This is a genomic window from Niallia sp. FSL K6-0212 (genome assembly GCF_038007605.1).
GTDB classification, from domain to species: domain Bacteria; phylum Bacillota; class Bacilli; order Bacillales; family Cytobacillaceae; genus Niallia; species Niallia circulans.
On sequence record NZ_JBBOXL010000001.1, the window covers coordinates 1,104,533 to 1,118,450 of the forward strand.

General features: G+C 36.2%; 14 protein-coding genes and 1 tRNA gene. 9 read left to right on the forward strand and 6 right to left on the reverse strand.

Annotation, left to right across the window (positions count from 1 at the left end):
- Positions 1 to 89: 89 nt before the first annotated feature.
- From MHH96_RS04995 to MHH96_RS05005, 3 genes are all read right to left on the reverse strand, one after another.
- Complete coding sequence (locus MHH96_RS04995; RefSeq protein WP_144544966.1) at positions 90 to 1,337, reverse strand: sugar ABC transporter substrate-binding protein; 1,248 nt, start codon at positions 1,335 to 1,337, stop codon at positions 90 to 92.
- Positions 1,338 to 1,579: 242 nt separating this feature from the next.
- The gene (locus MHH96_RS05000; RefSeq protein ID WP_061797073.1) at positions 1,580 to 2,614 is read right to left on the reverse strand and encodes a polysaccharide pyruvyl transferase family protein; all 1,035 of its coding nucleotides are present in this window, start codon (positions 2,612 to 2,614) and stop codon (positions 1,580 to 1,582) included.
- A gap of 96 nt (positions 2,615 to 2,710) precedes the next feature.
- Positions 2,711 to 3,178, reverse strand: coding sequence for a hypothetical protein (locus MHH96_RS05005; protein ID WP_235844443.1), 468 nt, complete (start codon positions 3,176 to 3,178; stop codon positions 2,711 to 2,713).
- A 572-nt stretch (positions 3,179 to 3,750) separates the two neighbouring features.
- On the opposite strand from MHH96_RS05005, the gene MHH96_RS05010 reads away from it, so the two are divergent.
- From MHH96_RS05010 to MHH96_RS05020, 3 genes are all read left to right on the forward strand, one after another.
- Positions 3,751 to 3,990 carry an AbrB/MazE/SpoVT family DNA-binding domain-containing protein gene (locus tag MHH96_RS05010; protein WP_061797075.1) on the forward strand — a complete coding sequence of 80 codons (240 nt, stop codon included), beginning with the start codon at positions 3,751 to 3,753 and terminating at the stop codon, positions 3,988 to 3,990.
- Positions 3,987 to 4,322, forward strand: a complete 336-nt coding sequence (locus tag MHH96_RS05015) for a type II toxin-antitoxin system PemK/MazF family toxin (RefSeq protein WP_061797077.1) — start codon at positions 3,987 to 3,989, stop codon at positions 4,320 to 4,322. The genes MHH96_RS05010 and MHH96_RS05015 overlap by 4 nt, the downstream gene beginning before the upstream one ends.
- A gap of 128 nt (positions 4,323 to 4,450) precedes the next feature.
- A complete protein-coding gene (locus MHH96_RS05020; RefSeq protein WP_095321955.1) occupies positions 4,451 to 4,666 on the forward strand; it encodes a hypothetical protein in 216 nt (71 codons plus the stop codon).
- A 499-nt stretch (positions 4,667 to 5,165) separates the two neighbouring features.
- Here MHH96_RS05020 and MHH96_RS05025 read toward each other — a convergent pair whose 3' ends face one another.
- Entirely contained in the window at positions 5,166 to 6,440 is a 1,275-nt protein-coding gene (locus MHH96_RS05025) for an IS110 family transposase (RefSeq protein ID WP_047945042.1), read from the reverse strand.
- Positions 6,441 to 6,994: 554 nt separating this feature from the next.
- Entirely contained in the window at positions 6,995 to 7,453 is a 459-nt protein-coding gene (locus tag MHH96_RS05030) for a VOC family protein (RefSeq protein ID WP_095321953.1), read from the reverse strand.
- Positions 7,454 to 7,719: 266 nt separating this feature from the next.
- Between MHH96_RS05030 and MHH96_RS05035 the strand changes: the two genes are divergently transcribed.
- The gene (locus MHH96_RS05035; RefSeq protein ID WP_095321951.1) at positions 7,720 to 8,547 is read left to right on the forward strand and encodes an ADP-ribosylglycohydrolase family protein; all 828 of its coding nucleotides are present in this window, start codon (positions 7,720 to 7,722) and stop codon (positions 8,545 to 8,547) included.
- 352 nt (positions 8,548 to 8,899) lie between these two features.
- Here MHH96_RS05035 and MHH96_RS05040 read toward each other — a convergent pair.
- Positions 8,900 to 8,970: transfer RNA gene (locus MHH96_RS05040), tRNA-Cys, on the reverse strand.
- 660 nt (positions 8,971 to 9,630) lie between these two features.
- On the opposite strand from MHH96_RS05040, the gene MHH96_RS05045 reads away from it, so the two are divergent.
- The 5 genes from MHH96_RS05045 to MHH96_RS05065 all read left to right on the forward strand — a co-directional run bounded on the left by MHH96_RS05045 (position 9,631) and on the right by MHH96_RS05065 (position 13,909).
- Positions 9,631 to 9,939: a hypothetical protein gene (locus MHH96_RS05045; RefSeq protein WP_095321948.1), complete on the forward strand. Its 309-nt coding sequence runs from the start codon at positions 9,631 to 9,633 to the stop codon at positions 9,937 to 9,939.
- 335 nt (positions 9,940 to 10,274) lie between these two features.
- Positions 10,275 to 11,270, forward strand: a complete 996-nt coding sequence (locus MHH96_RS05050) for an ArsR/SmtB family transcription factor (RefSeq protein WP_095321946.1) — start codon at positions 10,275 to 10,277, stop codon at positions 11,268 to 11,270.
- Between the two features lie 30 nt (positions 11,271 to 11,300).
- The gene (locus MHH96_RS05055; RefSeq protein ID WP_095320395.1) at positions 11,301 to 12,110 is read left to right on the forward strand and encodes an ABC transporter permease; all 810 of its coding nucleotides are present in this window, start codon (positions 11,301 to 11,303) and stop codon (positions 12,108 to 12,110) included.
- A 12-nt stretch (positions 12,111 to 12,122) separates the two neighbouring features.
- Positions 12,123 to 13,100 carry an ABC transporter ATP-binding protein gene (locus tag MHH96_RS05060; protein WP_047940946.1) on the forward strand — a complete coding sequence of 326 codons (978 nt, stop codon included), beginning with the start codon at positions 12,123 to 12,125 and terminating at the stop codon, positions 13,098 to 13,100.
- Positions 13,097 to 13,909: an ABC transporter permease gene (locus MHH96_RS05065; RefSeq protein WP_061797093.1), complete on the forward strand. Its 813-nt coding sequence runs from the start codon at positions 13,097 to 13,099 to the stop codon at positions 13,907 to 13,909. The genes MHH96_RS05060 and MHH96_RS05065 overlap by 4 nt, the downstream gene beginning before the upstream one ends.
- Positions 13,910 to 13,918: the final 9 nt, after the last annotated feature.

The window sequence follows — 13,918 nt, forward strand, 5'->3', positions numbered from 1 at the left end:
AACACATTCAGATTAGAAAGATATTTTTCTAATCGAACGGTTTATTCAGATAGCTTCCTCTAATGTTTTAGATACTCCTTTCTGCTCATTTATTTACTTAAAACCTTTTCTGATTCTGCATTAAATGCATCCATCTCTGTCTGTACATCTGCTCCACCTAAATAAATTTTCTCAAAATGCTTCAAATAGTTTTGAGCGATTTCTTCAAATTCTGGAATCAATGGCATGGGATGAGAATTTTCCATTTGTGCTCCAAATACTTCATATAATGGATCTCCGGCTAGCTTTTCATCCTTCCACGCTTCTTTTACTGTTGGCATGGCATTTGTTAATTCTAACCACTTTAATTGGTTTTCCTTGCTGACCATAAAATCAATAAATTGTGCCGCTTGATCTTTTTTCTTCGAATGTTCAAATATGGTTAAATTCGATCCACCAAGACTAGAATCATTATTATCTTTTCCAGCAGGAAGAACGGCAGTTGCCCATTTGCCTTCGATATCCGGCACTGTATCATTGACTGTTTTCACCATCCACGGACCACTAATAAACATTGGTACAATAGCATCTCCTGAGAACGTTTGCGAAACATCCATTCCTAAGTCCTGTTTAGGCGCATAACCTTTTTGGATCATATCATTTAAAAACGTCACTGCTTCTACAAACGGCGCTTGGTTAAATCGCGCTTCTTCCTTATCTGACAGTAATTCAGAACCATTTTGTCGAGCAAACATGAAACCAAGTGTTTGTTCTTTCGAATCGACATTTAAACCATACATATTGTCTCCTCGTTCTGATAATTTCTTCGCGGCGTCTTCAAGCTCTTCCCATGTTTTAGGCGCCTCTTTATATCCAACGGATTCTAAAATATCCGTACGATAGAATAAAACTCTCGTTTCTGCCGCCCATGGAATCCCGTAATACTTATCATCAAACTTGGTTGTTTCTACTGACCCTTCGAAAAAGTTTTCTGGCTTTAAATGATCATTTTTATCAATAAATGGCCCCATATCCGCCAATGCACCAGCTTCTTGAAACTCCGGCATCCAAGTAGTGCCCATTTGAAGGACATCAGGTCCTTCCTTCGAAGCTACGGCTGTCAGTAATTTATCATGAGCACTAGCCCAGGGGATTGCTTGAATTTTTACTTCAATGCCTGTTTCTTTCGTAAATTCCTCCGCCATTTTAGGGAGCTGCTTCACTTCATCTCCCATTCCCCAAACGGTTAGTACTTCTGAGTCACTAGCATCATTTTTACTCTCAGAACATCCCGCCATTAATCCTACTGCAAGTAATGCTGTGGTTCCTAGCAATGCAAATTTCTTTTTGAAATTCATTCTTGTTTCCTCCATTTTCAGATGAATTTTATAGAAACGTTTCGATATAAGTTAGTATATATCACGAAAAATTAACTTGCAAGCGTTTTCTAATTAATACATTTAATATTATTAGTAGAAACGTTTCACAAAACACAATAAAAAAGACCCAACAAAGTGCAAAGATTTAAGTAATATCAATGTTTTATATTGACATTCTTTCCTCTTTTACCTCCGTTAGATCTCCCCACGTTCATTGGAACTTATCCTTTAAAAAAGTCTTTTAGTACTTGGAAATCTTCCATTACATCAATCTTATTCGGCTCTGCATTTTGCAGTCTTTCTACCATTGCTGGTATGTCATTTAGATCTTTGTTATCAGTATATTCAATAAAGGATAACTCATGCAGCCAATCATTATAAGAATGTTTTGCTTTTCCATAGCTATTTCCGAACACTAGACAAGGTGTCTTAGTGATAATAGAAAAGATCATAGCATGCAACCGATCTGTAATGATTAACTTTTTGGAACCAATTTTATCAAGCGTTTTTAAGAAGTACTTTTCACGGTCCGCATAATCAATCACATCAACCTCTGATAAAACCGTATCTGTCCGCTCCACAGACTCCGTTTTTCCAAATAACTCCATTAAGTCGGAAACAAAGCTTTCTTCTGTCACCTTCTCCTTATCTGCTCTTAGAACAAATAGAACACCATCACGTTCCAGCTCCCTTGGCTCAATAGACAGAGATAATACCATATCTGGAGTGTAAATAACATTTGCCTGGAAGGTTTCTTTTAAAATATCTAAAGTTTGATTCTCTCTTGCCACTAAAGTTAGATTAGGATTTTGATTGTATGCCTCTTGGCTTTTCCGCTTCTCTTCTCTACCTTCCTCTGTATCCTCAAAAAAGGCGGATTGTGGAAAAACAATTGTTTTGTAGTCTTTAAAGGATGAAACTACTTTTCTACGATCTTCCTCAATATCTACGTATAAACTTCCGAGATTTCCTCCACCTGTAAAACAAACAATATCATCTTCGCTTATAATCTTTTTGACTAGCTCTATTCCTTCTTCTGTTGCATAGTCCATAATTTCAATATATTCATAGTAAGGAAAACAATTTTTAATAAACTTCTCCTCAGCATAGGCAATAGCTTGATCCCCAATATTCGTATAACTTGGCGATCCAAATAGGAATACTTTTCTCTTATTATTAAATAATGCTTCCTTATCTACATTAGGAGCAATTCCTTTTACAATATTCCATTCTTCTTTCCTTGCTTGATTTAACATAACTTTATTCCTCCTTCTCACTTCGATAGAACCTAGGGTTAATTGTCATGTACCCAAAACAAGCTATAAATATTCCGAAAACATTAACTTTCTCCTTTACTTTTTTTGCTTCCATATCAATAGAATTGATTTGCCATCGTTCGGAGAATCTTCTCCATAATTAAAAGGAAGCACGGCAAAAAAAATAAAATAAAAGGAAAAATAAACAAACTGATAGAAAAATGAGCTTTTTGGTAGAACATCCTGAATGATTAAAGAATTAACGACTAGAATCGACAATAAGTTAAATAATACACCTCCCCCATGAATCAATGTCTGCTGCCATCTTTTTTTCTTCTCTATCCCTTTATAGTGGCAGGCAGCATCTACAAAATAAAGTACATGAATATGCATACACCCTATAGAAAACAGTCTTTTTCCCCTGCCAATCGTTAAATCGCCCTTCAACCCAAATATCCATACAAAGAGTTGATGCCCGGCAGCATGAACTAAATTAACAATAGGCAAAACGACGAAAAAGGCCCATGCAAATTTGTCGAGATCACTTAGAGTAAACATCTTCATCCCCCTTCTCTCCCCTTTTAAGATGGGCAGTTTAAGTTACTAGTTATCTTTTAAAATTTGGCTATATGTAAGATACCTCTTCCGCATTGGAACCAATCCCGTATTAGAGATTTGATAGATATTGGTAATATTTATATATAATTTTTTTGGCAGATAGTTGATTTCGAAGGGAGAGTCTCTGGATAAATACCCCTTTCTCGAACAGCTGCTCGAATGACTGCGATGGGGTGTAGTCATTGTACTGCTGGAACCTGCTCTGATTGTTTGAATGATCTGTATGCTATGCAAATATAGAAACCTATATTATTTTATGGTAGGGGTTTTCTTTTTGATAGACGGAGCAAAATCAAGCCAGCCAGTCGCTACGCTCCTGACCGATAATCTATGTGAAACAAGAAAATGACGAAGGGAATGTGGACTTTTTACTCATTTCTGCAAAATATCGTATTCTTTTCTACTGATTTGGATATGTATATGTATATACAATGTAGAAACGAGATGATAGAATGGTTTACAACGACAAAGAAGGAAACCAGAATAAAAGTTCACATGACAAAAAAGGAGGAAAACATATGACAACCCTTCAAAAATGGGGAAATAGTTTAGCCGTCCGCATTCCTACTCATCTTGCTAAAAACATTGGGGTAGATAACGGTTCCGAAATAGAACTTCAATTATGTGATGACGGAATCATGATCCGCCCCGCTAAAACGAAACCTACATTAGATGATCTACTAGCCAAAATAAAAGGGAGACCCAATCCACATTTAGATTATGACTTTGGCAAACCAGAAGGGAAGGAATACATTTGAATAACGCTGTTCCTAAAAAGGGGGATATCGGCTTTTTAGACTTCAATCCGCAATCAGGGGTGGAGCAAGCCGGTCATCGCCCTTGTATTATTTTAAGTCCCGAATCTTTTAATTACGCAACAGGTCTTGCTATCGTCTGTCCGATTCGCACGCGAAGCGGAGATTGGCCGTTTGAAGTAGCCTTGCCTCCTGGACTAAATATTACAGGGTATATATTAACAGACCAATTAAGGAGCGTAAACTGGCGAGCAAGAAATTTCAATAAGCGAGACGAAGCTCCAGAAGAAGTATTGGAATCATGTATGGATCTCATCCATACTTTTTTACCGTAATGAACTCTCTTGTTTTCTTAACCCGTATCGAAATCTCGGTACGGGTTTTCTTTTTGTAGAAACAAGTCGTTCGCTATGCTCACAACCAGCAAATCCTTCGATGTTAATCCAAAAGGAGGCTAATCAGAATGAATGTTGTTGTTTTCTTAGAAGGCGGAGTTGTTCAACAAGTAATAACAGATTCGGAAAATGTTCAAGTTGTCATTGTAGATCGCAATACGGAAAATTTACCAAAAGAAGACATACAAACAATATTAGGAGAGGAAGCTTATGTGTATAATGCCATTTCCGAAGCGGATCGAAATCCGACTCTTGTTGCGGAAGTATTAAAGGATAGGAAATAAAAAGAAGCATGGATAAACAACTGACAGAAACTCTACCTAAAGAGGTTCTCAGTTTGTCGACAAAAAGATATTGGAGAAGTAGAATTGCATTTTCATGCGTTGCTTGGAGTGGAGGGGGTGAGACTCCCTCGAGGAAAGTTGATATACCAACGTTTACAGCGTTATTTTTTTAGTCCAATATTTTTTTAGGAAAACTCTTTGAATCATATTTTAACTAACTATTCCATTAATTATAATATTTGGTAAGTAAGTGGACGCGACGCTAGAGCCAATAGGGATTTATTGACAAATATACACTATTAGATGCATCCGGTATCTCTACTCTTCTTATGAGGACGTACCCTCCCATGTCTCTTAGCGTCGCGCGCTTACATTCCTTCGTTTGGTCTCATCATAAGGCAGAGGCTGGTATCATGCTCCTGTATGGACTCTAAGTCGTAAGTCTCTCTAAAAGCCAGCTTTCCTGTCATCTTTTTGAATATAACCGTCTTATAGATTTTTATTTGGGTTGGAGGATAGAGAGATCTTGTCTCATTCGCTCCTTATCAAACAGTACTTCTTGCTGACAAAGTCCATGAAAAATTTTTAACATTTTATTACATAGAACGACTAATGCTTCTTTCTTCTTCAAAGGGTTTTCTTTTCTAGAGATATAATACTGATATAAATCATAAAAGGTTTCATTATTTCTAATCAAAGGCAAGACAGCACGATAGAGAAGGGCTCGCAGCTTTCTTCTCCCTCTTTTGGAGATTCGCTTTTGTCCAATCATCTTTCCAGAAGAGTTCTCTCGTAAGGTTAATCCCGCTAATTTAATAAGTTGGCGTGGATGTTTATAATGCTTGAGAGAACCCACTTCTGCTAGTAAATCTATAACGGTAGTTTCCCCAATGCCAGGGATTGATAATAAATAATGATATTCCGCTTGTTGCTCTGCTAGTGTCTTTAAACTTTCATTTACCTGTTCTAATTGCTTTGTCAGAAGTTCGTATTGAGTAATTAAAGAGTAAATTTCTATACGAGCCATATTGGAGCCTTCTGTTAATCCAATAGATTGTACCGCCACTCTCTTTAGTTGTGCTATTTTAGGTCTTGCTGGATACTTTAGTTTTTCCTTTTCCAAGTATAAAAGGACTAACTCCTCGATTTCTTTTTCCATTAAGTCTACTGGTAAAGGGGTATGTTTTAATATGGCACATGCATTCAGCCCTAAATCTTTAAATGCTACTTTAAATTCAGGAAAGTAACGATCCGTCCAGCGAATGATACGATTTTTCACTTTCGAAATGTCCTTTTTCAGATTCCACCGAATAGAGGAACCTTCTCTAAGCTCTGCTTCTATTCCTTCTATTTGACGAGGATCACTAAAGTATCCATTGGTTATTAGTTTAGCAATGACTCTCGCATCCTTCTTATCATTCTTCGTTTGTAAGTTATCATCCAACTCCTTGGAACGATTCACATGTAGAGGATTGACCATGACAAAACGAATATCATTTTGGGTAAGAAAAGCAGCTAAATTCATCCAATAGTGCCCAGTAGGCTCGAATCCAATCAATAAATCATCCTTTTGATGAATGGCCTTTAGATTTTGAAGCTTGAGATAAAATTGATGAAAACCATGATGAGACTGGTGGATAGAAAAAGAGGTACTTAACTCAACCCCTCGATCGTCCACCGCACATGCATAGTGTGTATTTTTAGCAATGTCAATTCCAATGATTAAAGTGGAAGTAGACACTTGATTTAAACGGTGATTACGGGTATTATTCATAATAGATTCTCCTTCTGACGCTGTGTTGATTGGTCTCAATATAAGCATCATAAAGGAGGATCTTTTTTTGTGCAATACCACAGAAACTAATCCCACAGGAATGCTCCTGTGGGATCTGCGAGACAGTCTGAGACCCTGCAGGCCGAAAGCAGACCGCGGCTCAGCTCGAGCCCCACGGAAAGCGAACCCCCTATCGTGATCATTGTTCCCGCTGCGGTACAAAGGAATGGAAAACGTGCGCGTAGGTCGGCTACACGCCGAACAGATACCGGAAAGGTTTCCGCTATCTGTGTACGCACACATCCATTCCATTGTATGCACACCGGTTTGAAATACCAGCCAGAAACGCTTGCACCTTTCTGTCTAAACAATCATTTTCAGTGTGCAAAAAGCGTGAAATACCTTCCGGAAATGCTCGCACCTTTCTGGATAAAAGACCGCATTCGAGAGCATAAATACCTTTCTGAAAAGCTTGCACATTTCCTTACAAACACATAAAAAATCCTTTTCTCTCTCCATATACGTACAATTAAAAAACGTTATTTTAAAAACACTTATTTATAATTTTTATTCCAATCTCTAAACTCCATCATTTTGAAGTCAATTTCCTCATCTATTTTCAGTGGGGTAATAAACTCTAAAGAATTTCCATCTGGGTCTTTAAAATATAGAGCAGCGTGGGATTGTGGGTTATTCGGCAGAACAATTGGTTGTTGTTCTGGTTCAAAACCAAAGGCCTTCCGAACACTTACACCTCTTTCTTCCAACCATTCTTTAGCATTTAGTAAATCATCTAATTCTACATGGAATGCAATGTGTCTTAGTGAAGGGTGATAAGGGGTCTCTACCTTATCTGTTTCCCATAAACCAAGCCAACTCTTTCCTTTTTCAATCCAAAAAAATGTTACTGCTTCTCCCTGATAGGCTAACTCTAATCCTAAATTGCTATAAAACTCAGTTGATTTAGATATACTACTCACTGGTAAATGTGCTTCATAAATCCCTTTAATCATATGTAAATCTCCCCCCTTTTTGTTTAATAAGCTAATAAAAAAGCATTAATCCACCTTCAAAAAACACTGTCCTAATGTTAAAGAAAAAGAACTGTAAACATAGAATACTAATCAAACTTTATTATAAGCTATCAACCTTATTTTTAAATATTTCTCACTTTGTTTTAATTAATCATACTTTTTTATAAAAATATAGAAACGAAATTAAAAAGCCTAAACACTTAAAATGATACAATAAAGACAACGACAAGAAGGAGTTGATTTATATGCTATTAAAAAGTGCTGTTTATGGATTTATTACTGGTGATGCACTAGGTGTCCCCCATGAATTTAAAATAAGGGGAACATACGCATGTGAGACTATGACAAATGGCGGAGTATGGAATCAACCTGTTGGCACATGGTCAGACGATACATCCATGTTGCTTGCTACATTAGATTCCATTAATCATGAAAATGGTATAAACATCAAAGATATGAGAAATCGTTTTCTCGATTGGATGCATCATGCGAAGTATACAGCAAGAAATGAAACTTTTGATATAGGATTAACTACACAGCAAGCACTAATGGACGGTATTGGTAAAAGTGATGTTAGATCAAACGGTAATGGTTCGCTTATGCGTATTCTGCCTCTTGCATTTATTGATTGTGATGATAAAAATGTCAAAGAGGTATCATCTATAACACACGCACATGACATATCCAAGAAAGCATGTCTTATTTATGTGGACATTGTAAGAAGGTTAATAAAAAATGAAAACCTAAAAGATATTCTAAATAATCAAACACATGAGGAACCATTCACACGCTTAAATTCATTGCATGAACTTGCAGAATCCGAAATCAAATCGACAGGTTATGTTGTCGATACCCTTGAAGCAGCTCTGTGGTGTGTCTTACAATCACATTCATACAAAGAAACTGTGCTAAAGGCAATCAATCTCGGAGGCGATACAGACACTATCGCAGCAATTGCTGGTGGACTAGCGGGTATTATTTATGGTTATGACGCTATACCGAAGGAATGGATTGACACATTACATAACAAAGAACTTATCACGGCCATACTGTTAAAGCAAAAACTAGAATAACCTTTGCTTTACAGTCCCTTATAAAAAGATAAATACCTTCTTTTTTGGCAGCAAAGAAGTCAAACAAAAATGTCTCTGATTTGAGATATAATTTTAAAAAATATAATAAAAAATTATTTTTGTGACTATTTTTTGGATGTTGGACAACAACACAAATGAATACCATATGTTTCTTCAATCGTTTCTTTTAATGTCTGTAGCTGTTTCGAATATTCAATACAGATATTCTGATACGAATCTTTTTCTTTATTTGTTTTACACGTTTCTATACAATTGGACATTCGTAACAAATCTAGTTTAACCTTATTGAATTTCTTAATATCTTCTTCTAGTATCCACTATCACCTCAAAAAGGCGGCAATCGGATTTGAACCGATGATAAAGGTTTTGCAGACCTTTGCCTTACCACTTGGCTATACCGCCGTGTTCTTTATATTATATAAAGTGAAAAAGCTATGCGAAAAATAAACAGGAAAAAATATTTTTAAAGTTGTTTATTATTTTAGTTCATCCTTCACTTATATAACTAGGGATGTAGCCAAAAGGAAAGGCAGTGTTGAGCACAAACTAGAGTCTTTGGTTCGATTCCAAAGCGTCCCTTGAGAACAATGGTTCTTGCAGCGCGCCTTCTATAGGGGGTTTTTTTAAGTTATTGGTGTTATGTGTAAATGTAACATATAATGGAAATAAATTATATGTAATGGAGACGGGGGCCTTTATGTTTAAGTACAATAAGTTGTATATTATTTTATCTAGTATATTTATGATTTTATGTATAGCACCTTATCTTTCACTAGTTTTTTTCTTTGACAATTCAGTTGTTTATCGCATTGTTACTTTAAACATCGATCCTTCTATTAGCTTAATAATGACACTTTTTTATGGAATATTAGGTTTGATTTTTGCATTATTGTCTAAAGGCAATAGTAGAATATTATTATTAATCTTTAATGTAATATCTTTATTAGTAGCAGCTTTTATAATATTGTTGAGTATGGGATTTAAGACACCTTAAATCCTTTTTTTATTTTTAGGTGGTTTATAATTTCAGTTTTCATTCTCTTTATAAAGAGTAAGTAAATTATGAAGAGGAGATGGAAAGATGAGAGAAGGAATGAAGAATTCGATCGTATTACATTTAATGAAAGTTCAAATTCTGGCCTTAATTGGTTAGATGCTGACCAACAAAAAATTGTAAAAGAGACATTGGAGTATGTTGGAAAAGATTCATTGCTTAATGTTGAACCGTATTCTCAAAATGAAGTAGATACGAAGTTTTATCTTAATGATGGTAAAGGAGATTTAACAATAAAATCAATTATTCTATTGCAGAAAAAAGGGAATCGGTGGTGTGACAGTTATTACTCCAAAGTAGTGGATAGGGGGACGTGAAGAGAACATTAATACAGTTAAGGTGTTTTGGGATGAAAATCATCAAATATTTTTAAAAATTCGAGAAAGCGGTTTATCACGAATAGTTAAAACCGAACCCTTCCTGCCATTAAAGACATAATTGGGGGATTCGAAAATACGTACAGTATATAAAACATAAAGCACATAACCCTAATCTGCTATGTGCTTTTCATCCCTTCCTAAATGCCACCTTTCAAAATAAAAAAAAATTCCCCATTGACAAATCCTACCTCTCTCTATAAAATACTGAATAATTTTGCAAAATTATCAATTTGATTCGCTAAATAGCGAATCAAAATAAAAGGAAGAGATCCATGGACAAAGTAAACATTTGGATTAAAAAACATGTACGTGTCATTTACTCCCCCTTTCGTGAATTGTTAACAAGTTTACATGTTTTACACAATCCAGCTCATCACCTGACGAGGCTAGACTGGGCAGAAAAAACAAAAGAAGAAATATCAAAAAAGCATTGGAAAATGATTCGATTTTTTGGGGAAATTAGTAATGAATGGCTTAATTTTCTCGATTTGAATGATTATCTTTTATTGGAAGAGAAGCATGTTGAGGAAGCCATTGAACGATTACGTTTACTGCCAGAACAGCAATTTCTTGCTTTCCTGATAGGTAAAAGCAATTTTACAGACGCAAATACAAATCAACAAAAGGTTTTAAAAAAACCTAATTATTATCGGAATCTCCTTTGCGATTTGCTCTATGATTACCAGCAAAATTATTTTGCGCGCGAATTATACCGAATGGAGCCGTGGTTAGTTAAATCTGTTCATGAATTAAAAAAGGCAATAGCAGCAAATCCCTATGAAGCGATCAACGCTATCCATCCACGCTTCAAACTTGATCAAAAATCGATACGGTTTTATAAAGCAGACACCTGGATTTTTGCTTATGAAGAGATAGAAACATTGACGATATACCCATCCAGCTTTATCGCTCCACATCTCTTAGTTGGCTTAGAGGTTCCTGCCATCATTGTTTATTTGCATGTCTCCTTTCCTAATCAGCTGGGAGCTAGTCAAGATATAGTCCCAATAGACTTGCTTTCTACTCTCTCTGCATTAGGGGACAAAACGAGATTACAATTATTAAGACAAATGTCCCGGCATCCCTTTTGTACACTGCAATTATCTGAATCTACCGGGCTTGCAAAGGCCACAATTTCTAAGCATCTAAAAATCTTAGAAAAGGCGTGCTTAATAAAAGGGGAAAGACATGGACACTTTGTGTTTTATGAAACAAATTTGCAAAAATTAGACCAACTGAAGGTCGACTTAAATCAGTTTTTTGATTAGCCTTCCCTTGGTCAAAAGGAGGATACATAAATGTGGTTGAGCATTTCTGCTACTTTTTGGCGAAATTATCTCGTGATGAAAAGAGCTTTTCCTTGGTCTTTTTTTCTAGGTCATATATTAAGCGCCATTTATATTATTGTCTTTGCCTATCTTACCTATTTTTTTGTTTTTAAAGGAGAATTATCATCCAGTTTCTCTGCTTATGCGGGGACAGATGACTATCTTTCCTACTGCATTTTAGGTGGATTACTTTATTCCTTTTCAGTGTCTCTTTTAATGATTACAAGTCGGACACTTATCACAGAACTGCGAGAAGGGACCCTAGAATCCCTTCTTCTAACACCATCGACTAGAAAGGGATATTTTCTCGGCTATGTAGCGCAAGGGTTGATTAGAATTATGTTGGAATTCCTTGTGATTATTGCAGCTGGCTCTCTATTCGGCTTGCATTTACAAGGAATAAACTGGCTTCATGTCATAATTGTTCTTACCATTTTGATTCTTTCCACCTTTTCGATGGCATTAGTATTAGGATCGTTTATGCTCTACTTTCGAGATACATATATCACGCAGAACACTTTATTTGTCCTTATGGGACTTGTTTGCAGCATCACTTTTCCCAGCGACTTTTTACCAGAGGGAGTAAAGTGGGTCAGCCAAGTCATGCCACTCACCTATGGGATTGATGCTTTACGAATGGTCTGGATAGAGGGGACCCCACTTCATGAGCTTTTGGCTCCATTACTAAAAATGGCGGCGCTTGGATTAATTTATTTACCAATAGGCTCATATTTGATGAAAAAAATGGAGAAATACGTACTAGAAAAGCATTTTGGATAAGGAGTGAGAAAAATGATCGAAGCAAAAGGAATTAGTAAGTATTACACAGTGAAAAAAAGAAAGAATTTTTTCCGTTCAGAAAAGCAAGTTGTTTGTGCTGTTAAAGATTTGAACATCTCTATTAAAGAAGGAGAAATCGTTGGCTTGCTCGGTTTAAATGGGGCTGGAAAAACTACAACCATTAAAATGCTCAGTACCTTACTAAATCCAACAGAGGGACAAATAACGATTGATGGTTTTGATGCTGTAAAAGAGGCAATGAAAGTAAAAAAGCACATTAATATGATTGCTGGCGGAGAAAGAATGCTATATTGGCGGCTGACTGGATCCGAAAACCTTCGATATTTCGGAAAGCTCTATCAACTATCAGGTCTAGAGCTGGAAAAACGCATCGCCTATCTTCTCGATCAAGTTGGATTAAAAGAGGCAAAAGATATTCCAGTAGAACTATATTCTAAAGGGATGAAGCAAAGGCTCCAAATTGCGAGAGGACTTATTAATGATCCTAAATATTTATTTCTTGATGAACCAACGCTTGGCCTGGATGCACCAGTAGCCAAACAATTGAGAGGATTAGTGAAAAACTTAGCAAAGCAGGAAGACAAAGGAATCTTATTAACAAGTCATTACCTCGAAGAAGTGGAGGAGCTTTGTGATCGCATCTATATTATTGAAAAGGGATCGATTATTTTAGATGGCACACCAGAAAAAATTATTTCATCTGTTGTAAAAAGCTATCATTTGAGGATGGAAACAAGTTCCCTATCAGCAAATGTGCAAAATAAACTCAAACAAGCATTAGTCGATTGCAGCATTCAGTTTAATTGGCTGACAGAGAGCACAGTGATTCTTGTCGATGCACCATATGATCCCACTTCTTTCCTTATTAATATTTGTATGAATGAATCTGTTCCAATCCTAAAGCTGGAGCTTAAGCGGCCAAGATTAGAAGATGCGATTCTAACCTTAGCAAAGGAGAAATCTGCATGAAGTTGTTTTCTATTTTACAAGCAGAAATGGCTAAAAGTCATAAACATAATTTTCATAACAAGTTAATCTATTTTTCCTTACTCTTATGGCCAGCTTTATTGTTTATTACGTCTTATTATTCCTTTAAACCTTTTAACCTAACGAAATCTAGTCCGCTATCGGCCTATATGGATGTTGACCAAATCACTATGTTTTTACTAACTGGGTACTTAGGATATATTTTCTTCTGGAGTCTCGTTCAATCCGCTTGGAATATGAGCTATGAGCGTCAGGCTGGTACACTTGAGCTCATCTTTCTTACACCTGCAAATCGTTTAACTATCATGTTTGCACGCGCAGCTGGAAATTTGCTTGAAGCCGTATGGCTATTCACTACCTTCATTCTATTGGTGCTTATTGTTACAGGAAAGGCGGCAGAAATTTATTGGGCAAATGTCCCACTTGCCTTATTTCTTCTTAGTGTATCTGCCATTGTTTGGGGGGGATTTTTAAATATTGTCTTTCTCTTTTCACGAGATGCTGGAATCCTTTTTACCATTTTTGAGGAACCAATGCAATTCTTCTCTGGTGTACGTATTCCAATCCTTGCCTTTCCAATCTGGGGGAAAGCAATTGCCTACCTTTTTCCACTAACTTATGTACTAGATATCTTTCGAGATCTTGTGCTGAATGGAAAAGGTTTTACGCAAATGGTCGGACAATATTCGCTTTTATTTTCCATTATTCTTATCCTTGCCGCTGCCTCTGTCTTGCTTTTAAAAAAGGCAGAAACCCATGCTAAGAATACAGGAAATATGGTCCTTTATTAAGGATAATAA

Bases quoted from the DNA above. Each gene is read 5' to 3' on its own strand.
- MHH96_RS05025 (WP_047945042.1), bottom strand. From the start codon at position 6,440: ATGAATAATACCCGTAATCACCGTTTAAATCAAGTGTCTACTTCCACT.
- MHH96_RS05035 (WP_095321951.1), top strand. From the start codon at position 7,720: ATGCTATTAAAAAGTGCTGTTTATGGATTTATTACTGGTGATGCACTA.
- MHH96_RS05065 (WP_061797093.1), top strand. From the start codon at position 13,097: ATGAAGTTGTTTTCTATTTTACAAGCAGAAATGGCTAAAAGTCATAAA.
- MHH96_RS05010 (WP_061797075.1), top strand. From the start codon at position 3,751: ATGACAACCCTTCAAAAATGGGGAAATAGTTTAGCCGTCCGCATTCCT.
- MHH96_RS04995 (WP_144544966.1), bottom strand. From the start codon at position 1,337: ATGAATTTCAAAAAGAAATTTGCATTGCTAGGAACCACAGCATTACTT.
- MHH96_RS05000 (WP_061797073.1), bottom strand. From the start codon at position 2,614: ATGTTAAATCAAGCAAGGAAAGAAGAATGGAATATTGTAAAAGGAATT.
- MHH96_RS05050 (WP_095321946.1), top strand. From the start codon at position 10,275: ATGGACAAAGTAAACATTTGGATTAAAAAACATGTACGTGTCATTTAC.
- MHH96_RS05060 (WP_047940946.1), top strand. From the start codon at position 12,123: ATGATCGAAGCAAAAGGAATTAGTAAGTATTACACAGTGAAAAAAAGA.
- MHH96_RS05005 (WP_235844443.1), bottom strand. From the start codon at position 3,178: ATGAAGATGTTTACTCTAAGTGATCTCGACAAATTTGCATGGGCCTTT.
- MHH96_RS05020 (WP_095321955.1), top strand. From the start codon at position 4,451: ATGAATGTTGTTGTTTTCTTAGAAGGCGGAGTTGTTCAACAAGTAATA.
- MHH96_RS05030 (WP_095321953.1), bottom strand. From the start codon at position 7,453: ATGATTAAAGGGATTTATGAAGCACATTTACCAGTGAGTAGTATATCT.
- MHH96_RS05055 (WP_095320395.1), top strand. From the start codon at position 11,301: ATGTGGTTGAGCATTTCTGCTACTTTTTGGCGAAATTATCTCGTGATG.
- MHH96_RS05045 (WP_095321948.1), top strand. From the start codon at position 9,631: ATGAAGAGGAGATGGAAAGATGAGAGAAGGAATGAAGAATTCGATCGT.